Consider the following 19,089-nt stretch of genomic DNA (forward strand, 5'->3'; position numbering starts at 1 on the left):
GCACGTCAACCACTCCCGCACTCCCGGAAGGACGCCCCACCATGAACGAAGTCACCGAACAGCTCAGGCCCGTCGAGCAGAGTCCCGCGCAGGATCCGGACGGCGCCACCTGGCAGACGCCCTCCTACGAGGTCGTCGACACCGCACTCGAGGTCACCGCCTACTCCCTCAGCTCCCGCTGAACCGGCGCCATGCTGCTGCTGGTACTCGGCACGGCCGCCGGCGGCGGCATCCCGCAGTGGAACTGCGCGTGTCCCAGTTGCTCCGGGGCACGCGCGCATCCGGACCGGCGCCGCCGCCACGCCTCCCTCGCCGTCCGCACCCATGACGGCCGCTGGTACCTCGTCAACGCGACCCCGGACATCGGCGACCAGATCGAGAGCCGGCCCGAACTCCACCCGGGGCCCGGCCCCCGCCGGACGCCGGTCGCCGGACTCGTCCTCACCGACGCCGAACTCGACCACACCCTCGGCATCGCACGGCTGCGGGAGGCCGACGGCATCGAGGTGGTCGCGACGGCCCCGGTGCGCCGGGCGCTCCTGGACCGCCTGCACCTGGGCGACGTACTGGCGCCGTACACCTGCGTGACCTGGCGTGAGCTGCCGCGGCACGGCGCCGGACCACTGGACCCAGGCACACCGGGCCTTCAGATCAGCGGCATCCCCGTGTCGGGCAAGCGCCCGCGCTATGCCGCCGACGCCCCGGACGACGACGCCTGGGTCGTCGCGCTGCGGCTGTACGACCCGGTCTCCGGCGCGAGGGCGCTCTACGCCCCCGCACTGGCCGCCTGGCCCGACCGCCTCCAGCAGGCCGCCGAGGAGGCCGACTGCGTCATCGTGGACGGCACCTTCTGGGACGACGAGGAACCCCGCCGTACGGGCATCTCCGAGCGCACCGCCACCGGCATGGGCCATCTGCCCATCGACGGGGCGGACGGCACCGCCGAACGCCTCGCCCGCCTCTCCGCCCGGTGCCTCTACACGCACCTCAACAACACCAACCCCCTCGTCGACCCGGCCGCGACCGAGCACAAGCGGCTCGCCCGGCTGGGCCTCGAGGTGGCGTCCGACGGTATGGAGATCGAGCTGTGAGCACGGCAACCCTGCTTACGTCCGCCCCGCTCGCGGAGCCCTGGAGCGCCGCGGAGTTCGAGGCGCGACTGCGTGCGGTGGGGGAGGAGCGGTACCACGACCGCCACCCCTTCAACCTCCGTATGCACAGCGGCGATCTGAGCCGGGAGGAGCTGCGCCGCTGGATCGCCAACCGCTTCCACTACCAGCGCCACATCCCCGTCAAGGACGCGCTGATCACCGCCAAGCTGGACACCTGCTCGCTGCGCCGGATGTGGCTGCGGCGCATCCAGGACCACGACGGGCAGCAGGAGGGCGAGGGCGGCATCGAGCGGTGGCTGCGGCTCGGCGAGGCGGCGGGGCTGGACCGCGGGACGCTGCTCGGCGCCGACACCGTGCTTCCGGGTGTACGGCTGGCGGTCGACGGATACGTCAACTTCTGCCGGCTGCGCCCACCCCTCGACGCCGTCGCCGCGTCGCTGACCGAGCTGTCGGCGCCGGACCTGATGCGCACCCGTATCGACGCCTTCGAACGCCACTACACGTGGATCGAACCCGAGGGCCTCGCCTACTTCCGGACCCGGGTCTCCCAGGGGCGGCGCGACAGCCGGGAGGCGCTCGACCTGGTGCTCGGCTGGGCCCGTACCCGGGACGAGCAGGAACGGGCCGTGGCCGCGCTGCGGTTCAAGTGCGACGTCCTGTGGTCGCTGCTCGACGCCGTGGACCATGCGGGCCGCCGGAGCCAGCCGTGAGGGTGGCGGCGGTGTCCGACTGGCGGCCCAGGCTCGCGCCCGCGATCGTCCTGCGGCACGACCGCGCACGCGACACGGACCTGTTGCTGCTTCCCGAACGCGTCGTCGTCCTGCGGGGCGCGGCCGGGGCGGTCGTCGGCCTGTGCGACGGGGCGCACAGCGTGCGCGACATCGTCGACGAACTGGCCGGCCGCTTCCCTGATTCGGCCGTGGCCACCGATGTCCCTCCCTTCCTGGAGGGGATGCGCAAGGAGGGCTGGCTCCGTTGACCGCAGCCGTTGCGGCACCCGCGCCCGCCCGTCCATGGGCCCTGCTGGCCGAACTCACCCACGCCTGCCCGCTGCACTGCGGGTACTGCTCCAACCCGCTGGAGCTGACGCGGCGTTCGCATGAGCTGAGCACGTCCCGGTGGGCGGACGTGATGCGCCAGGCGGGCGAGCTGGGCGTGGTCCACACCCATCTCTCGGGCGGCGAACCGCTGTTGCGCCGCGACCTGGAGGAGATCGTGACCGCGGCCGAGACCGCCGGGATCTACACCCAGCTGGTCACCAGCGGCGTGGGCCTGGACCGTGCCCGGCTGTCCGCGCTCGCCGCCGCCGGGCTGCGCAGCGTCCAACTGTCCGTCCAGCACGCCGATCCGGACGCCTCCGACCGGATCGCCGGGCGCCGGTCCTTCGCCGACAAGGAGAAGGCCGCCGCACTCGTACGGGCCGCGGGCCTCCCCCTCGGCCTCAACGTCGTCCTGCACCGCGAGAACCTCGACGCGATCGACGCCGTCGTCGAACTCGGCCTGTCCTGGGGCGTGGACCGCATCGAACTGGCCAACACCCAGTTCTACGGCTGGGGCCTGCTCAACCGCGCCGCGCTGCTCCCGACACGTGACCAGCTCACCCGCGCGCAGGCCGCCGTGGAGCGATGGCGCGAGCGGCTCGCACCGGGCGGCCCCGCCTTGGTCTGGGTCGTCCCCGACTACTTCGACGGCGTGGCCAAACCGTGCATGGGCGGCTGGGGAGCCGTCTCGCTCACCGTCACCCCGGACGGCACCGTTCTGCCCTGTCCCGCCGCGGTCTCCCTGCCGGACCTGGACCCGCCGAACATCCGCGACCACCCGCTGACGTGGATCTGGGACCACTCCAACGCCTTCACCCGCTACCGCGGGACCGACTGGATGCCCGCCCCCTGCCGCGGCTGCTCCCGCCGCGACGAGGACTTCGGCGGCTGCCGCTGCCAGTCCTACGCCCTCACAGGCGACCCGGCCCGCACGGACCCGGCGTGCCGGCTGTCCCCGGACCACGCGCTGATCCGGACCCTGACGGAAGAGACCCCGGACGCGCGGCCGACGATCGTACGCAGGGCGCCTGCCCGCCCCGAGAGGGCCGGGCAGGCGCCCTGAACGCAACGCCACGTCGGCGCTAGGGCGCTTCCCGCACCTGAAACGCCTCCGCGTCCCAGACCCCGTTCAGCCGTGGCGCCAGCCAACCCGGCGCTGTCGTACGGAAGTCGGCAGGCTCCAGGGCTGCCGCACCCTCCGGCAGGGCGCCCAGCAGAGGTGCGTCCGTGACGGCCGGGAGGTCTGCCAGGTTGCAGCGGGAGGCCAGGTCCGGGGAGGCGGGCCAGCTGCCGATCACCATGCCCAGCAGGTCGAGGCCGCGTGCTCGCAGTTCGCGTGCCGTCAGTTCCGACGTGTTCAGCGTGCCGAGGCCCGGCGACGTGACGACCAGTACCGGGGCGTGCAGCAGCGCGGCCGCGTCCGCCAGGGTGCCGCCCGCCGGGTCGAAGCGGACGAGCAGGCCGCCCGCGCCTTCGACCAGGACCAGGTCGTGCTCGGAGGCCAGCTTGGCGGCGGCCTCGGCGACGTCCTCGGGGTGCACCGGCGTCATCCCGGCGCGCCGCGCGGCCGTCTCCGGCGCCAACGGCTCGGGGTAGCGGGCGAGTTCGGCCGTGGTGACGGGTCCCGCGAGCCGCGCGACCTCGGCGGCGTCGCCGGGCTCGTCCGGCCGTACACCCGTCTGCGCGGCCTTGAGTACGGCCACCGACCGGCCGGCCGCGAGGGCGGTGGCGGCGACCGCGGCGGTCGTGATCGTCTTGCCGACCTCCGTGCCGGTGCCCGTGATCATCAGGATCGGCATGTTCATCCTTCCCGCGCCGCCGCGCACACCGCGCGCGCGATCCGCGCCAGGTCCGCGTCCCCGGTGACGTACGGCGGCATCGTGTAGATCAGGTCGCGGAAGGGCCGCAGCCACACGCCCTCGCGCACGGCCGCCTCCGTCGCGGCCTTCATGTCGACCGCGTGGTCCAGCTGGACGACGCCGATGGCGCCCAGGACCCGTACGTCCCGCACGCCCGGGAGATCCAGGGCCGGTGCCAGCCCCTCCCGCAGGCCCGCCTCGATCCGCTTGACCTCCTCGAGCCAGTCCTGGCCGAGCAGCAGCTCGATCGAGGCGCAGGCGACGGACGCGGCGAGAGGGTTGCCCATGAAGGTCGGGCCGTGCGCCAGAACCGGCACCTCACCCCGCGAGATGCCGTCGGCCACCCTCGGCGTGCACAGCGTCGCCGCCATCGTCAGGTAGCCGCCGGTCAGCGCCTTGCCCACGCACATCACGTCCGGCGTCACGGCCGCGTGCCCGGCCGCGAACAGCGAGCCCGTACGCCCGAAGCCGGTCGCGATCTCGTCGAACACCAGCAGCACGTCGTGCGCGTCGCACGCCTCGCGCAGCACCCGCAGATACGCGGGGGAGTGGAACCGCATGCCGCCCGCGCCCTGCACCACCGGTTCCACGATCACCGCGGCCAGTTCGTCGGCATGCGCGGCGATGGCCGAGCGCAACCGTTCCGCGTACGCCTCCTCGTACTCGGCCGGAGGCGCGTCCACGAACACCTGCTGGGGCAGCACCCCGGTCCACAGCTCGTGCATCCCGCCCTCGGGGTCGCACACCGACATGGGCTGCCAGGTGTCGCCGTGGTAGCCGCCGCGCCAGGTCAGCAGCCGCTGCTTGCCGGGACGGCCCAGCGAACGCCAGTACTGCAGGCACATCTTGACCGCGACCTCGACCGACACCGAACCGGAGTCGGCGAGGAAGACATGCTCCAGGCCGTCGGGCGACATGTCGACAAGGAGCTTCGCGAGCCGGACGGCGGGCTCGTGCGTGAGCCCGCCGAACATCACATGGCTCATCCGGCCCAGCTGCTCGCGCGCGGCCTCGTTGAGCACCGGGTGGTTGTAGCCGTGGATCGCCGACCACCAGGACGACATCCCGTCCACCAGCTCGCCCGAGCCGTCCGCCATCCGCAGCCGCACCCCGCTCGCCGACTCCACGACGAGCGGCTCGGCCCGGCCGGGCATGGGGCCGTAGGGATGCCACACATGCCGCCGGTCCAGCTCCAGCAGCTCGGGGAGGGGCAGGTCAGGCATTGGGCGCGAGGTCCGTTCCGGCACCGCGGCGGCGGACGGCGACCAGGTCGCTGCGCAGCTCGCCCGCAGCGGGCGCGGCAGCGGCCGTACCGCACACACCGCCGCCCTCGTGCGACCCGCACCCGGCGTCCTCGTGGGACCCGCAGCCGCCGCCCTCGTGCGTCCCGCACCCGGCACCGGCGTGCGAACCGCACCCGCCGCCCGCCGTCGCCCGGTGCTCCGGCAGCGTCACCTCGCCGGCGCCCTCCACCTCGAACCCGGCGTCCGCGATCATCTCCAGGTCCGTCTTGCCGGCCTGGCCCTCACTGGTGAGGTAGTCACCGAGGAAGATCGAGTTGGCCAGGTGCAGCGCGAGCGGCTGCATCGTGCGCAGATGCACCTCGCGGCCGCCCGCGATGCGCACCTCGACGTCCGGGCATACGAACCGCACCATCGCGAGGATCCGCAGGCAGCGCTGCGGGGTGAGGTGCCACTCCGTGGCCAGCGGGGTGCCCTCCATCGGGATCAGGAAGTTCACCGGCACCGAGTCCGGGTCCAGCTCGCGCAGCGAGAAGACCACGTCCACCAGGTCCTCGTCGCTCTCGCCCATGCCGGCGATCAGACCCGAGCAGGCGGACAGCCCGGCCGCGTGCGCCTTGGAGACCGTGTCCACCCGGTCGGCGTACGTGTGCGTGGTCGTGATGTCCCCGTACGTCGACTCGGACGTGTTGAGGTTGTGGTTGTAGGCGTCGGCGCCCGCCTCGCGCAGGCGCTCGGCCTGGCCGTCGGAGAGCAGGCCGAGGCAGGCGCACACCTCGACGCTCTCGTTCTCGTCCTTGATCGCCTTGATGGTGCCGGCGACCCGGTCGATGTCCCGGTCGGTCGGACCGCGTCCGGACGCCACCAGGCACACCCGCTTGGCGCCGCCGGCCAGTCCCGCGGCGGCGGCCTGCGAGGCCTGTTCGGGCTTGAGCCAGGTGTACTTGAGGATGTCGGCCTTGGAGCCCAGCCGCTGGGAGCAGTACGAGCAGTCCTCAGGACACAGGCCCGACTTGAGGTTGACGAGATAGTTGAGTTTCACCCGTCGGCCGAACCACTGCCGGCGCACCTTCCCGGCCGCGGCCACCACGTCGAGCACGTCGTCGTCGGAAGTGGCGAGAACGGCCAGAGCTTCCTCGCGGGTCGGCAGTTCGCGCCGAAGCCCCTTGTCCACCAGCGTGTTCAGCAGGTCCATGAGAGCCGATCCTGTCCTACGGACCCGCTCCGGGCCAAGGAGAGAAGGAACAACAGAGTCACTTCGTCGTGTGTGTATTGCCACATCATGGGGTGGCGCTCGTCCGGCTAGTGTCTGTCCACTGCCTACAAAAGCCCCGGAGGAGCCATGGCGTTCGGCTGGATCGACGAACAGGCGGAGCAGCGCCGTCGCGCCGGGCTCGTACGGACCCTGCGGCCGCGTCCGGCCGGCTCCCCGCTCCTCGATCTCGCGAGCAACGACTACCTGGGTCTGGCCCGCCACCCGGAGGTCGCCGAGGGCGCGGCCGGGGCGGCGCGGACCTGGGGCGGCGGCTCGACCGGCTCCCGGCTCGTCACGGGCACGACCGAGCTCCACACCGAGCTGGAGCGCGAGCTGGCCGACTTCTGCGGCTTCGAGGCGGCTCTGGTCTTCTCCTCGGGCTACGCGGCCAACCTCGCCGCGGTCGCCACACTGGCCCCGCACGGTTCGCTGATCGTCTCCGACGCGGGCAACCACGCGTCCCTGATCGACGGCTGCCGGCTGGCCCGGGGCGCCAAGCAGGTGGTCGGGCACGCCGACCCGGAGGCCGTGCGCAAGGCACTGCGGACGCACGAGGGCCCGGCCGTCGTCGTGTCGGACACCGTCTTCTCGGTCGACGGCGACGCCGCCCCGCTGGCCGAACTGGCCGCCGCCTGCCGTGAGCGCGGCGCGGGACTGCTGGTCGACGACGCCCACGGCCTCGGCGTCCTGGGCGAGGGCGGCCGCGGTGCGGCGGACGCCGCGGGACTCGCGGGCGCCGACGACCTCGTCGTCACGGTCACGCTGTCGAAGTCGCTCGGCAGCCAGGGCGGTGCGGTCCTCGGTCCCGCCAAGGTCATCGACCATCTCGTCAACGCGGCCCGTACGTTCATCTTCGACACGGGACTCGCGCCCGCCGCGGCGGGCGCGGCCCTCGCGGCGCTGCGGCTGCTGCGCCGCGAGCCCGAGCGGGCGGCACGGGCGCGCACGGTGGCCGCCGAACTGCATGCACGGCTGACCGCCGCGGGGCACGAGGCGGTACGCCCGGACGCCGCGGTGGTCTCGGTGCGCGCGCCCTCCCCGGAACAGGCCGTGCAATGGGCGGCCGACTGCCGTACGGCCGGCCTCGCCGTGGGGTGCTTCCGTCCTCCTTCCGTGCCCGACGGCATCTCACGGCTGAGGCTGACCGCCCGTGCGGACCTGTCCGGGGCAGAGATCGAACGCGCTGTCCTGGTGATCGGCGAGACGCGACCATGAGTCGGCGTGACACGGCCGTGTGCCGCACGATGCAGGACTGATCAGGACACGAGTGCGGCCATGAAGTCCGTCCAGCTCCCGGGGGAGAAGAGCAGGGCGGGACCGTTCGGGTCCTTGGAGTCGCGCACGGCGAGCAGCCCGGCCAGGGGCCCGGAGCACGGGCGCGCCGTTTCGACGCAGTTGTTCGCTCCGGTGCTGTAGCTGCTGCGCAGCCACCGCACGCCGTGCAGATCGGTACTGGAAGGTACGTTCCGAGGCATTGCGGACATGGTGCCTCCTTACGCGCCGTCACCTATCGCGGCGATGTAATCCAACGAGTCCTCGGGCGAAAGGGCGTGGAACTGGAGGTCCTTGAAGGCCTCTCTGTAAGCCCGGAGGTCTTCTTTCCGTTCGAGGTAGAGGCTACTCGTCAGGTGGTCGAGAACAACCACGTCCAGATCAGAAGTGCTCGAAAACGAGAAGATTACGAAAGGCCCGGTGACGCCGACATGCGCACCGGCGGCGAACGGCAGTACCTGCAGCCGCACTTGAGGCAGATGCGCCGTGTCCAGCAGCCGCCGCAGCTGACGCGCCATGACATCGGGGCCGCCGACCTCCCGGTGCAGCACCGCCTCGTCCAGCACCGCGCTCAGGCTCAGCGGCGGATTCGAGCGCAGCACGTCCTGTCTGGCCAGCCGCACCTCGACCAGGGCGTCGAGCCGTTCGTCGTCCAGTCCGCCGACCGCCGCCCTGGTCACCGCGCGTGCGTAGTCGGGCGTCTGGAGCAGGCCGGGCACGACGGACGTCTCCAGCGTGCTCATCGCGCTCGCCTGGGACTCGAGGCTGATGAAGTCGCGGTAGGTGGGCGGCAGCACCCCGCGATAGGCGTGCCACCAGTGATGCCGGCCGCCGCTCTCGTCGGATCCCGCCAACACCATCAGCAACTCCCGTAGTTGGGCGTCCGCCACGGCGTAGACGTCGAGGAGTAACCGCACATCGGCCGGTTTCACCCCGCTGGCACCCGTTTCGATCCGGCTCACCTTCGACTGGTGCCAGCCCGCGAGCCGGGCCGCCTCACCACTGGTGAGCCCCGCACCCGCGCGCAACTCGCGCAATTCGGCGCCCAGCTTCCGGCGGCGCACCGCGGGACCGTGCTGCATGCGCTACTCCTTACTCCTTCCGGGCCACCCAAATACGGTCTCCCGTCGCAGAGTTCACCGCATCGAGCGACAGATATATGCATATCTTGGTGGATCGCCACCCGTGACAGGCGCAGTAATGGCACTCTGGCGACGAAGCACCAGTCCGGGACCGTACTCGAACCATCCGCTCCGTGTCGGACTCCGGCCCCGTGGGAAAGGGACGACCGCGCCATGGCAGACCATCTGGAAGCATCCGTCACTCTGCCGAGCGAACCCGCCTCGGTCTCCGCGGCCCGCGGCTACGTGGTCGACACACTGGCCGAGTGGGGGCTTCCAGCGACCAGCGACACCGCCGAGACCGTCCGGCTCATCGTCTCCGAACTTGCCACCAACGCCGTACAGCACACCTTCGGGCAGTCACCCACCTTCACGGTGGACATCGAACTCCACCGTGACGAGGAACTGCGCATCGGCGTCACGGACTCCCACCCCCGTTTCCCGAAGCGCCTGCCCGCCGCCGTCCAGCAGGACAACGGCCGGGGCATGGTGATCATCCGCTGGCTGGCCGCCGAGTGCGGCGGGAGAATGCGGGTGCGGCCCACCAGGGAGGGTGGCAAGACGGTCTCCATCGAACTGCCCTGGACCGTCCCGGCGGAGCCCGTGACGGCAGCGGGGCAGCAGGAGCCGTAGCGGATCGGCGGGTGACGGGGCCTTCGCCCCAGGTGCTAGTCGGACGTGACCGCACGGCGCACCAGCCGGGGCAGCAGTCCCCACAGTCCGAGGCACACGCAGAGGGTCGCCGCACCCGCGGCCGCCCCGGCGCCCCGGCTGTGCGTCGTCACGTCGACCACGAGCAGCACCGATCCGGTGAAGGCGAACATCAGCACGCCCATGCCGACCGTGGCGAGCCGCGACGAGACCTGCACGATGTGCGGCTTGGCGCCGCGCCGGAAGAGCGAGCGGTGCAGTGCGGCGGGCGCGGTGAACAGCGCGGCCGCGAGGACCGTGAGCAGCAGCGTGATGACGTATGTCGTGCGCTGGAGCTGGTCGAGCGACGGGAAGCGCTGGGTGAAGGCCAGGCTCAGCAGGAAGGCGAAGAGGATCTGCACCCCGGTCTGGACGACGCGCAGCTCCTGCAGCAGCTCGACGAAGTTGCGGTCGGCGCGCTCGAGCGGCGTCTCGTTGCGCGCGGTGCAGCGACGGTGCTCGGACATGGCATACGTGTATCCAGCCGAGCCCGGATCAGGCCCCGCGGGGGCGACGGCCAGTCAGGTCGCCGCCGCCCCCGCGGGAGAGTCAGCTGACCCGGCCGTACCAGACGCTCCTCGTCCAGATCTTCTGGAGCTTCACGACATCGCCCGTCTTGGGGGCGTGCCAGATCTTCCCCTTCCCGGCGTAGATGCCCACGTGGTAGACGCTGGAGCCCGAGTGGAAGAACACGAGGTCTCCGGCCCTGCGGCTCTTCGCGGAGATGTGGTGGGTCCGGTTGTACTGCTGGGCCGCCGTGCGGGGCAGTTTCTTGCCCGCTTTCTTGAACGAGTACAGCGTGAGCCCGGAGCAGTCGAACCGGCGCGGCCCTATGGCTCCCCACTTGTACGGGGAGCCCTTTTTCGAGGCCGCGATCTGAAGTGCCTTCGTCGCCGGTGTGGCGGCCGCGGCGTCGGAGGCGACGCCCGGGACCACGATGGAGCCGCCCACGGCGGCGATGGTGAGAGCCGAGGCGGTGCCGGCCCGGACCATGAGCGACGGGACACGATTGAGCGCAGTCATGCGCAACCCTTCGTCAGCCGCCTGTGAAGGATGACCTGTCGGATTCGGGCTGGCGAAGTTGCCCGGCCGCTGACGCGGCTTCACCCCAAGGGCTGCTCGACCCGGCCATGGCATGACCGTTCCGGCGACCCGTCGTGCTTGGGTCCTCCACTCCTGCCGATCCACTCCTGTCGACCAGTCATCCGGGCGGCGGCAGGACTCGGCGTCCGCCCGGATCGCCCCGCCGCTGCGGCGGGGGCTTGTCGTCAGACAGGGATCTTCGCCTACGGATGTCCGAAAATCCCAATGGAACCGGGGATTTGTGTTGTTACTCACCACTCGCCCGTTCGGGTGGACACCCCTGTGTTCGAACCGGTGTTGAGGACCCGGGCGAGGCCCGGACCAGCACCGGAACACTCCATTCCGCCCTGGGTCCACGCGTGTTGCGCAACTGGAACCGTCGAAAGATTGGAGCCGTATCTCCTCCAAACGGCGGTACCTCATTTGGTCCGTTTGAAGCCTGGTCCGGACGCCTCGCCGCCGGGGCGGGGTGTCCGGACCGTCCGAGCCCGCGTCAACTGTCGGGATGCGGGGGCACGGTGACCCGGGCCGTGCGCCGCTCGCCGTCCAGGACCAGGAGCGCGCGCCGCAGCGTGGGTGCGTGCAGCTCGGTCTCGCCGCGCTGGTGCATCACCGCCAGGGCGTCGCGCAGCGCGACCGCCTTGCTCACCAGCGCCTGCGCGGCCCGCAGCCCGCGGTAGGTGTCTCCGTGGTGCGCCGGGTTGATGCGTCCGAGCAGGTCGACCACGTCGAGGTAACGGTCGATCAACTCACCCTCGGCGCGCGTGAGGGCGGGCAGCGGAGGCAGTTCGGGTGGGAGCACCTGCGCTCACCGCCCGGTGGGCGGCGCGAGGGTGGCCCTGCGGCTGGTGACGATGCGGTCCACCAGCCCGTACTCCAGCGCTCCTTGGGCGTCCAGGATGTGGTCGCGCTCGATGTCGGCGCTCACCTGCTCGGGGCTGCGCCCGGTGTGCCGGACCAGCATCTCCTCGAGCCGGTCCCGTGTCCGCGTCAGCTCGTCGGCCTGGATGGCGAGGTCGCTGGCCTGGCCCTGCACCGGTTCGTACAGCGCCGGCTGATGGATCACCACGCGTGCGCCCGGCAGCGCGAGCCGCTTGCCCGGCGTGCCGGCCGCGAGCAGCACCGCCGCCGACGAACCCGCCTGCCCCATGCAGATCGTCTCCACGTCGCAGCCGACGAACCGCATGGTGTCGTAGATCGCCGACATGGCCGTGAAGGAGCCGCCGGGGGAGTTGATGTAGAGCGAGATGTCCCGGTCCGGGTCCTGGTACTCGAGGTGCATGAACTGCGCCATCACGTCGTTCGCCGACGTGTCGTCGATCGGTGTGCCGAGGAAGACGATCCGCTCCTCGAGCAGCTTCGAGTACGGATCCATCGTCTTCTGCCCGGCACTCGTGCGCTCGGTGAACTCGGGCAGGACGTAGCGGGCGGACGGTCGGGTCATGGCATACCCCTCCTCGCGGCAGAGCGGTCTCTCGCTGAGCGGTCTCTCGCGGAGCTGTCTCTGTAAAAAATGTACAGGACGTACATGACGTTATGATGGGGGTATGGCCTACGAGATTCCGGTGACGCAAGCCAGGGCTGAGCTCGCCGACCTGATCAACCGGGTGGTGTACGGCAATGAGCGCGTCGTCGTGACGCGCCACGGAAAGCCCCTCGTCGCCCTGGTCTCCGCCGCCGACCTGGAACGACTCGACGCCCTGGACCGGCCCGCCGACGAGCAGGTGATCAGCGCGGTCTCCCGGGTGCGCGAGGCCGGTTCCGCTCCCCGCGAACGGCAGCGGTTCGGCATCGCCGCGGAGCACCGGGGGCCGAACCCCTCGTAGGGGGACCCCTCCCGGCGGCCGGCACCCCGCGCGGAAGACGAGAAGACCGTGCACCCCCGTCCGCTACAGCGGGGGTGCACGGCCGGTCGTTGCGCGGCCGGTTCCGTGCGGTCAGCCGACCGGCGCGAGTTCCCTCTCGGCGGCCTGTTCGGCGGACTTCGGACGGCCCCTCAACGCGCTGCCGAGCAGGACGGCGCCCAGGCCCAGCGCGGCCCACCAGGTGAGCGTCAGGGCGGGGCCGGTCGCCGCGGCGCCGTCGAAGAACGACACCGAGCGCAGCAGGGTCGCGCTCGCGCCCGGCGGCAGCCACTGACCGATCGCGCCGACCGGGTGGGGCAGCATCTGCGGGGCCGAGGAGGCGCCGGAGAACGGGTTGCCGAACAGCATCACCACGCCCGCGGCGATCCCGATGCCCGCAGGGCCGAGGAGCGCGGCCAGCCCGGCGACCGCGGCGCTCACGGCGAGCGTCGCGAGGCCCAGCACGCCCGCCTCCGTCCACCAGGCACCGGTGAGCACCCCGAGCCAGCTGTGCGCGATACCGGCCGCCGCCATGCCGGTCAGGGCCGCGGCACCCACGAGCCCGGCCACGGCGCGCACGCCGCGCAGTCCGAGCAGGGACACCACCGAGCCGGCCGCGATCCCGGCCAGCGCGAGCGGCAGCACGCTCGAGGTCAGGGCGGCGCCACGGGGGTCCTTCGCCGGGGCGGCCACGACGTCGACGGTCCTCACCTGCGTGCCGTGGGCGGACGCCTGCTCCGCCACCGCCTGCTGGAGCATCTGCGCCACCACCGGGCTCGCGGCCGACGCGGTCAGCAGCTCCGGGCCCTGGGCGGTGACGACGACCGCGCCGTATACGGTCCGGTCCTCGATCGCGTCCCGGGCGGCGGCCTCGTCGGCGTAGCGGTGGATCTCGAAGGCCCCCGGGTGCCGCGTCAGCTGCCGCTCCATCTGTGCGGTGGCGGCGGTGGGCCCGGCGACGCCGAGCGGCAGGTCGCGGGGCGCGGTGCGGGCGGCGGGCCAGGCGAAGGCCCACAGGGCGAGCGCGGCGAGGACGGGGACGAGCACGGCGGCCGCGATCAGGCGGCGGGAGTGTGCCCTTGCGGGGGTAGCGGATGCGGTCGGCATGGCTTCCTCTCGGATGGGGGCGTCCGCCGGGCGGGGGAGCCGTAAAAAGAAGGATCGTTCGTTTTAGGTGTGTCACCACCGTCCTGCCGAAGCCCGGCCTTGTCAAGAAGGAATGTTCGTTTTACTTTGGGGCCATGGCCCGCGTATCCCAGGAACACCTCGACGCCCGCCGCCGGCAGATCCTCGACGGCGCCGCCGTGTGCTTCGCCCGCAACGGCTTCCATGCCACGTCCATGCAGGACGTGCTGAAGGAGGTCGACCTGTCGGCCGGGGCGGTGTACCGCTACTTCAGCGGCAAGGACGCGCTCATCGCCGCGATCGTCGGCGAGGTGCTCGGCCAGGTCCACGAGGGCTTCGAGGAAGGGGCGCGCAGCAGCCCGCCCCCGCCGCCGGACGCCCTGCTGGCCTCGGTGCTCAGCCGTGTGCTCGCCACCAAGGAGTCCGTCACCGTGGACGGGCGGCCCGCGTTCCCGCGGCTGATCGTCCAGGTGTGGACGGAGACCCTCCGCAACGACGAGCTCGCCGCGGTCCTGCGCGAGGGCTACGGCGTGGTGCAGCGGACCTGGGCGCGGATCGTCGAGGCGTACCAGGACGCCGGGATGATGCGGCCGGACGTGACCCCGGACTACGTGGCGCGCACCATGATGGCCTCGGCGATGGGGTTCCTCGCGCAGCAGGCCCTGTTCGGCCCCGCGCCGGTCGAGATCCTGCGGGACGGTCTCCGGGGGCTGATGAGCGTGCCGGACCGGGGCGCCGGATCACAGTCCGGTTAACGTGGCCGAAACCCGGCCCAACTAGCCTCCGGTCCACGCCATCAGGGACTTCGGCCCGTGGCTGCGGCAACCGGGGCCCCGCACGGTCCGGGCGAGGACTGTGAGGTGGGACGTGCAACTGACCCCGCACGAGCAAGAGAGGCTGCTGATCCATGTCGCGGCCGACGTCGCCGGGAAGCGCCGGGCCCGTGGGCTGAGGCTCAACCACCCCGAAGCGGTCGCGCTCATCACCTCGCACATCCTCGAAGGCGCACGTGACGGCCGTACGGTCGCCGAACTCATGGCCTCCGGGCGCAAGTTGCTCACGCGCGACGACGTCATGGAGGGCATCCCGGAGATGATCCACGACGTCCAGGTGGAGGCGACCTTCCCCGACGGCACCAAGCTCGTCACCGTCCACGACCCGATCGTCTGAGGTGCCGCGATGATTCCCGGCGAGATCCTGTTCGCGGACGAGCCCGTCGTCTTCAACGAGGGCCGTGAGGTCACCCGGCTGACCGTCCTGAACGCCGCCGACCGGCCCGTCCAGGTCGGCTCCCACTACCACTTCGCCGAGGCCAACCCCGGTCTGGACTTCGACCGCGCCGCCGCGCGCGGCCTGCGGCTCAACGTCGCCGCCGGTACGGCCGTGCGCTTCGAGCCCGGCATCCCCGTCGAGGTGGAACTCGTCCCGCTCACCGGTGCCCGCATGGTGCCCGGGCTGCGCGGGGAGACCGGAGGTGCCCTCGATGCCTGAGATCTCGCGTGCCGCCTACGCCGACCTGTTCGGTCCCACCACCGGCGACCGGATCCGGCTCGCCGACACCGACCTGCTGATCGAGATCGAGGAAGACCGCTGCGGCGGGCCCGGACTCGCCGGTGACGAGGCGGTGTTCGGCGGCGGCAAGGTCATCCGCGAGTCCATGGGCCAGTCCCGTGCCACACGTGCGGAGGGCACCCCGGACACGGTCGTCACCGGTGCGGTGATCGTCGACCACTGGGGGATCGTCAAGGCCGACGTCGGGCTGCGCGACGGCCGGATCACCGGCATCGGCAAGGCCGGCAACCCGGACACCATGGACGGCGTCCACCCGGACCTGGTCATCGGCCCCGAGACCGAAGTCATCGCCGGCAACGGGCGGATCCTGACCGCCGGTGCCATCGACGCGCACGTCCACTTCATCTGCCCGCAGATCGCCGACGAGGCGCTGTCCGCCGGCATCACGACGCTGGTGGGCGGTGGCACCGGCCCGGCCGAGGGGTCGAAGGCGACCACGGTGACGCCCGGTCCCTGGCACCTGGCGCGGATGCTGGAGGCGATGGAGCAGTACCCGCTCAACATCGGCTTCCTCGGCAAGGGCAACACCGTCTCGCACGAGGCGATGCTGTCGCAGATCCGCGGCGGCGCCCTGGGCCTGAAGCTGCACGAGGACTGGGGCTCGACCCCGGCCGTCATCGACGCCTCCCTGACCGTCGCCGAGCAGACCGGCATCCAGGTCGCCATCCACACGGACACGCTCAACGAGGCCGGTTTCGTGGGCGACACGCTCGCCGCGATCGCGGGGCGCGGCATCCACGCGTACCACACCGAGGGTGCGGGCGGCGGGCACGCGCCGGACATCATGACCGTCGTCTCCGAGCCGCACGTCCTGCCGAGCTCGACGAACCCGACGCGCCCGTTCACCGTCAACACCGCCGAGGAGCACCTCGACATGCTGATGGTGTGCCACCACCTCAACCCGGCGGTGCCGGAGGACCTCGCCTTCGCCGAGTCGCGGATCCGGCCGTCCACCATCGGCGCGGAGGACATCCTGCACGACCTGGGCGCCATCTCGATCATCTCCTCCGACTCCCAGGCGATGGGGCGGGTCGGTGAAGTCGTCCTGCGCACCTGGCAGACGGCGCACGTGATGAAGCGGCGACGGGGTGCGCTGCCGGGTGACGGGCGGGCGGACAACCGGCGGGTGCGGCGGTACGTCGCGAAGTACACGATCAACCCCGCGCTAGCGCAGGGGCTCGCGCGGGAGATCGGCTCGGTGGAGACCGGCAAGCTCGCCGACCTCGTGCTGTGGGAACCGGCGTTCTTCGGCGTCAAGCCGCACCTCGTCATCAAGGGCGGGCAGATCGCCTACGCGCAGATGGGCGACGCCAACGCCTCGATCCCGACGCCGCAGCCCGTGCTGCCTCGGCCGATGTACGGGGCGATCGGGCGGGCGCCCGCCGCGAACTCGGTGAACTTCGTGGCGCCGCTCGCGATCGAGGACGGGCTGCCCGAGCGGCTCTCGCTGAGCAAGAAGTTCGTCGCGATCGAGTCGACGCGCGGGGTGACCAAGGCGGACATGCGCGAGAACGACGCGCGGCCGCGGGTGCGGGTCGAACCCGACAGCTTCGCGGTGTACATCGACGGGGAGCTGGTGGAGGCGACGCCCGCCGCCGAACTGCCGATGGCCCAGCGGTACTTCCTCTTCTGAGCCGAGCATGATTCCGAGGTGGTGTGATGTCCAGGGCTGCACTGCTGGTTCTCGCCGACGGGCGATTTCCCGCCGGGGGGCACGCGCACTCCGGCGGGGCCGAGGCGGCGGTCAAGGCCGGGCGGATCACCGGGGGCGCGAGCCTGGAGGAGTTCTGCCGGGGGCGGTTGCACACGGCGGGGCTGGTCGCCGCGTCGGTCGCTGCCGCGGGCGTACTCGGTGCGGACGTGCGGGAGTTGGACGCGGCCCTGGACGCGCGGACTCCCTCGCCGGCCTTGCGTGTCGCCGCGCGGAAGCTGGGGCGGCAGTTGACGCGGGCCGCCCGGGCGACCTGGCCGTCGGAGGAACTCGACGCTGTGGCACTGGAGTTTCCCAAGGGGGTGCATCAGCCGGTGGTGTTGGGGCTGGTGGCCAGGGCAGCGGGCCTTGGCGCCCTGGACGCGGCCTACTGTGCGGCGTACGAGAGCGTGAGCGGGCCGGCGAGCGCGGTGGTGCGGCTGCTGAGCCTTGACCCGTTCGACGCCACGGGAGTGCTGGCCCGGTTGGCGCCAGAGGTGGACCGGGTGGCGGACCGGGCCGTGGAGTCGGCGCGGGCCCTCCTCGACGAGGGGGCCGACGCCCTGCCTGCGGCTTCGGCTCCGTTGCTGGAGATCGGGGCGCAGCTGCATGCCGGTTGGGCCGTGCGGTTGTTCGCCTCGTAGGTGACAGGACCAGAACTCGGCCGAAGAGGCGCCGCAGCAAACTCAGCTGAAGAGGCGCCGCAGCACAACGTATTGGAGCCGTACCCATGCACCTCGACCACTCTCACACCCACGCCGGGCCGTCCGCCCTCAGCGCGGACTCCCGCCGCCCCGACGGATCGCGTCGCGCTCTGCGGATCGGGCTCGGGGGGCCCGTCGGGTCAGGGAAGACCGCGACCGTTGCCGCGCTCTGCCGGGTTCTGCGGGACGAGATCTCCCTCGCCGTCGTCACCAACGACATCTACACCCGCGAGGACGCCGAATTCCTGCTGAGGGAGGCCGTGTTGCCGCCCGAGCGGATCACCGCCGTGGAGACGGGGGCCTGTCCGCACACGGCGATCCGGGACGACATCTCGGCGAACCTGGAGGCGGTGGAGGACCTGGAGGACGAGGTCGGGCCGCTGGATCTGATTCTGGTCGAGTCCGGTGGGGACAATCTCACCGCGACCTTCTCCAAGGGGCTGGTCGACGCGCAGATCTTCGTGATCGACGTGGCGGGGGGTGACGACATTCCGCGCAAGGGCGGGCCCGGGGTGACCACGGCCGATCTGCTCGTCGTCAACAAGACCGACCTCGCGCCGTACGTGGGATCCGATCTCGAGCGGATGGCGGCCGACGCCAAGGCGCAGCGGGCCGAACTGCCCGTCGTCTTCCAGTCGTTGCGCGAAGAGGCCGGCGTGCGGGACGTCGCCGGCTGGGTGCGGGGGCAGCTCGCCGCGTGGACGGCGTGAACGTGAGCGGGGTGCGGGCCGCGGCCCGGATCGTCGCCCGACCGGACGGCAGGGGGGGTACGGCCCTGCCCGTGCTGGAGGGGGACGGGCCGCTCGCGCCGCGGCGGACGCGGGGGAGTGCCGGTGAGGCTCGGGTCGTGCTCGTCGGGGCGATGAGCGGGCCGCTCGGCGGGGACGAGTTCGCGGTGCGGGCGGAGGTGGAGGACGGGGCGCGGCTGCGCGTCGGGTCGGCCGCCGCGACCATCGCGCTGCCGGGGCAGGCCAAGGGGGCGGCGCGGTACGAGGTGCGGCTCCGGGTCGACGGCGGGGGCGAGTTGGAGTGGCTGCCCGAGCAGCTGATCTCCGCGCGGGGGAGTGATCTCCACGTCGGCACCAGGGCCGAACTCGCCGCCGGCGCCCGGCTCGTGCTGCGCGAGGAGCAGGTACTCGGGCGGGCGGGGGAGGAACCCGGACGGCTGACCAGCCGTCTTACGGTGTGCGTCGAGGGACGGGTGGTGCTCGACCAGGAGCTGGCCTGCGGGCCCGGAGCGCCGGGCGGCTGGGACGGTCCCGCCGTGCTGGGCGGCCATCGGGCGGTCGGGCAACTCGTGGTCGTACGGCCTCAGTTCGCGGCGGAACCCGTGGTGGCCCGGGTGCTGGGCGAGGGTGCGGTGGTCATGCCGCTCGCCGGGCCGGCCGCGCTGGTCGGTGCCGTGGCCGCCGACGGACTGCGGTTGCGGCGGGTGCTGGACGACGCGCTGGCCGTGCTTCGGTGACGTTCCGCTGAGCGGG

At 72.1% G+C, this 19,089-nt stretch carries 25 protein-coding genes and 1 riboswitch; of the genes, 15 read left to right on the forward strand and 10 right to left on the reverse strand.

Annotated features, from left to right (window positions below; all coding sequences use genetic code 11):
* Positions 1–41 precede the first annotated feature (41 nt).
* Genes pqqA through pqqE form a run of 5 tightly spaced genes read left to right on the forward strand, consistent with a single transcriptional unit; the run spans position 42 to position 3,215 of the window.
* Positions 42–182, forward strand: a complete 141-nt coding sequence (pqqA, locus tag ACIBN2_RS00855) for a pyrroloquinoline quinone precursor peptide PqqA (RefSeq protein ID WP_399131896.1) — start codon at positions 42–44, stop codon at positions 180–182.
* 9 nt (positions 183–191) lie between these two features.
* Positions 192–1,091, forward strand: a complete 900-nt coding sequence (gene pqqB / locus ACIBN2_RS00860; protein WP_399131898.1) for a pyrroloquinoline quinone biosynthesis protein PqqB — start codon at positions 192–194, stop codon at positions 1,089–1,091.
* Positions 1,088–1,822 carry a pyrroloquinoline-quinone synthase PqqC gene (gene pqqC, locus ACIBN2_RS00865; RefSeq protein ID WP_399131900.1) on the forward strand — a complete coding sequence of 245 codons (735 nt, stop codon included), beginning with the start codon at positions 1,088–1,090 and terminating at the stop codon, positions 1,820–1,822. Before pqqB ends, pqqC begins: the two co-directional genes overlap by 4 nt.
* An 11-nt stretch (positions 1,823–1,833) precedes the next feature.
* Positions 1,834–2,091, forward strand: a complete 258-nt coding sequence (pqqD, locus tag ACIBN2_RS00870) for a pyrroloquinoline quinone biosynthesis peptide chaperone PqqD (RefSeq protein ID WP_399131902.1) — start codon at positions 1,834–1,836, stop codon at positions 2,089–2,091.
* On the forward strand, positions 2,088–3,215 hold the full coding sequence (pqqE, locus tag ACIBN2_RS00875) for a pyrroloquinoline quinone biosynthesis protein PqqE (protein WP_399131904.1): 1,128 nt from the start codon (positions 2,088–2,090) through the stop codon (positions 3,213–3,215). Before pqqD ends, pqqE begins: the two co-directional genes overlap by 4 nt.
* 19 nt (positions 3,216–3,234) lie before the next feature.
* On the opposite strand, the gene bioD is transcribed toward pqqE, so the two are convergent.
* Genes bioD through bioB form a run of 3 tightly spaced genes read right to left on the reverse strand, consistent with a single transcriptional unit; the run spans position 3,235 to position 6,447 of the window.
* On the reverse strand, positions 3,235–3,951 hold the full coding sequence (gene bioD, locus ACIBN2_RS00880; protein ID WP_399131905.1) for a dethiobiotin synthase: 717 nt from the start codon (positions 3,949–3,951) through the stop codon (positions 3,235–3,237).
* A gap of 2 nt (positions 3,952–3,953) precedes the next feature.
* The gene (locus ACIBN2_RS00885) at positions 3,954–5,234 is read right to left on the reverse strand and encodes an adenosylmethionine--8-amino-7-oxononanoate transaminase (protein WP_399131906.1); all 1,281 of its coding nucleotides are present in this window, start codon (positions 5,232–5,234) and stop codon (positions 3,954–3,956) included.
* Positions 5,227–6,447 carry a biotin synthase BioB gene (gene bioB, locus ACIBN2_RS00890; protein WP_399131907.1) on the reverse strand — a complete coding sequence of 407 codons (1,221 nt, stop codon included), beginning with the start codon at positions 6,445–6,447 and terminating at the stop codon, positions 5,227–5,229. The genes ACIBN2_RS00885 and bioB overlap by 8 nt, the downstream gene beginning before the upstream one ends.
* Positions 6,448–6,594: 147 nt before the next feature.
* Here bioB and ACIBN2_RS00895 point away from each other — a divergent pair, with 147 nt between their 5' ends.
* A complete protein-coding gene (locus ACIBN2_RS00895) occupies positions 6,595–7,722 on the forward strand; it encodes an 8-amino-7-oxononanoate synthase (RefSeq protein ID WP_399131908.1) in 1,128 nt (375 codons plus the stop codon).
* A gap of 41 nt (positions 7,723–7,763) precedes the next feature.
* Here the strand turns inward: ACIBN2_RS00895 and ACIBN2_RS00900 are convergent, their stop codons facing one another.
* Positions 7,764–7,991, reverse strand: coding sequence for a DUF397 domain-containing protein (locus tag ACIBN2_RS00900; RefSeq protein ID WP_399131909.1), 228 nt, complete (start codon positions 7,989–7,991; stop codon positions 7,764–7,766).
* A 9-nt stretch (positions 7,992–8,000) separates the two neighbouring features.
* Positions 8,001–8,861 carry a helix-turn-helix domain-containing protein gene (locus ACIBN2_RS00905; protein ID WP_399131910.1) on the reverse strand — a complete coding sequence of 287 codons (861 nt, stop codon included), beginning with the start codon at positions 8,859–8,861 and terminating at the stop codon, positions 8,001–8,003.
* 213 nt (positions 8,862–9,074) lie between these two features.
* Here ACIBN2_RS00905 and ACIBN2_RS00910 point away from each other — a divergent pair, with 213 nt between their 5' ends.
* A complete protein-coding gene (locus ACIBN2_RS00910; protein WP_399131912.1) occupies positions 9,075–9,533 on the forward strand; it encodes an ATP-binding protein in 459 nt (152 codons plus the stop codon).
* Between the two features lie 35 nt (positions 9,534–9,568).
* On the opposite strand, the gene ACIBN2_RS00915 is transcribed toward ACIBN2_RS00910, so the two are convergent.
* The 4 genes from ACIBN2_RS00915 to ACIBN2_RS00930 form a co-directional block, all read right to left on the reverse strand.
* Positions 9,569–10,057 carry a DUF6328 family protein gene (locus tag ACIBN2_RS00915; protein WP_399131913.1) on the reverse strand — a complete coding sequence of 163 codons (489 nt, stop codon included), beginning with the start codon at positions 10,055–10,057 and terminating at the stop codon, positions 9,569–9,571.
* 82 nt (positions 10,058–10,139) lie between these two features.
* Positions 10,140–10,613, reverse strand: coding sequence for a C40 family peptidase (locus tag ACIBN2_RS00920; RefSeq protein WP_399131914.1), 474 nt, complete (start codon positions 10,611–10,613; stop codon positions 10,140–10,142).
* Positions 10,614–10,616: 3 nt separating this feature from the next.
* Positions 10,617–10,828: riboswitch (cyclic di-AMP (ydaO/yuaA leader) on the reverse strand.
* A 338-nt stretch (positions 10,829–11,166) separates the two neighbouring features.
* Positions 11,167–11,475 (reverse strand): hypothetical protein, encoded by a 309-nt coding sequence (locus ACIBN2_RS00925; protein ID WP_399131915.1) that lies wholly within the window; start codon positions 11,473–11,475, stop codon positions 11,167–11,169.
* A 6-nt stretch (positions 11,476–11,481) separates the two neighbouring features.
* Complete coding sequence (locus ACIBN2_RS00930; RefSeq protein WP_399131916.1) at positions 11,482–12,117, reverse strand: ATP-dependent Clp protease proteolytic subunit; 636 nt, start codon at positions 12,115–12,117, stop codon at positions 11,482–11,484.
* 103 nt (positions 12,118–12,220) lie between these two features.
* On the opposite strand from ACIBN2_RS00930, the gene ACIBN2_RS00935 reads away from it, so the two are divergent.
* Complete coding sequence (locus ACIBN2_RS00935) at positions 12,221–12,499, forward strand: type II toxin-antitoxin system Phd/YefM family antitoxin (RefSeq protein ID WP_399131917.1); 279 nt, start codon at positions 12,221–12,223, stop codon at positions 12,497–12,499.
* 111 nt (positions 12,500–12,610) lie between these two features.
* Here ACIBN2_RS00935 and ACIBN2_RS00940 read toward each other — a convergent pair whose 3' ends face one another.
* Positions 12,611–13,624, reverse strand: coding sequence for an ABC transporter permease (locus ACIBN2_RS00940; RefSeq protein WP_399131919.1), 1,014 nt, complete (start codon positions 13,622–13,624; stop codon positions 12,611–12,613).
* Positions 13,625–13,758: 134 nt separating this feature from the next.
* On the opposite strand from ACIBN2_RS00940, the gene ACIBN2_RS00945 reads away from it, so the two are divergent.
* The 7 genes from ACIBN2_RS00945 to ACIBN2_RS00975 all read left to right on the forward strand — a co-directional run bounded on the left by ACIBN2_RS00945 (position 13,759) and on the right by ACIBN2_RS00975 (position 19,073).
* A complete protein-coding gene (locus ACIBN2_RS00945; RefSeq protein WP_399131920.1) occupies positions 13,759–14,397 on the forward strand; it encodes a TetR/AcrR family transcriptional regulator in 639 nt (212 codons plus the stop codon).
* A 112-nt stretch (positions 14,398–14,509) separates the two neighbouring features.
* On the forward strand, positions 14,510–14,812 hold the full coding sequence (locus ACIBN2_RS00950) for an urease subunit gamma (protein WP_256917076.1): 303 nt from the start codon (positions 14,510–14,512) through the stop codon (positions 14,810–14,812).
* A 9-nt stretch (positions 14,813–14,821) separates the two neighbouring features.
* A complete protein-coding gene (locus ACIBN2_RS00955) occupies positions 14,822–15,133 on the forward strand; it encodes an urease subunit beta (protein ID WP_399131922.1) in 312 nt (103 codons plus the stop codon).
* Complete coding sequence (locus tag ACIBN2_RS00960; RefSeq protein ID WP_399131924.1) at positions 15,126–16,847, forward strand: urease subunit alpha; 1,722 nt, start codon at positions 15,126–15,128, stop codon at positions 16,845–16,847. The genes ACIBN2_RS00955 and ACIBN2_RS00960 overlap by 8 nt, the downstream gene beginning before the upstream one ends.
* Positions 16,848–16,873: 26 nt before the next feature.
* Positions 16,874–17,548, forward strand: a complete 675-nt coding sequence (locus ACIBN2_RS00965; RefSeq protein ID WP_399131926.1) for an urease accessory protein UreF — start codon at positions 16,874–16,876, stop codon at positions 17,546–17,548.
* Positions 17,549–17,634: 86 nt separating this feature from the next.
* Positions 17,635–18,318 (forward strand): urease accessory protein UreG, encoded by a 684-nt coding sequence (gene ureG, locus ACIBN2_RS00970; RefSeq protein ID WP_399131928.1) that lies wholly within the window; start codon positions 17,635–17,637, stop codon positions 18,316–18,318.
* Positions 18,306–19,073 carry an urease accessory protein UreD gene (locus ACIBN2_RS00975; protein WP_399131929.1) on the forward strand — a complete coding sequence of 256 codons (768 nt, stop codon included), beginning with the start codon at positions 18,306–18,308 and terminating at the stop codon, positions 19,071–19,073. Before ureG ends, ACIBN2_RS00975 begins: the two co-directional genes overlap by 13 nt.
* Positions 19,074–19,089 lie beyond the last annotated feature (16 nt).

The sequence above is a fragment of the Streptomyces sp. NPDC050534 genome (genome assembly GCF_044457745.1).
GTDB lineage: Bacteria > Actinomycetota > Actinomycetes > Streptomycetales > Streptomycetaceae > Streptomyces.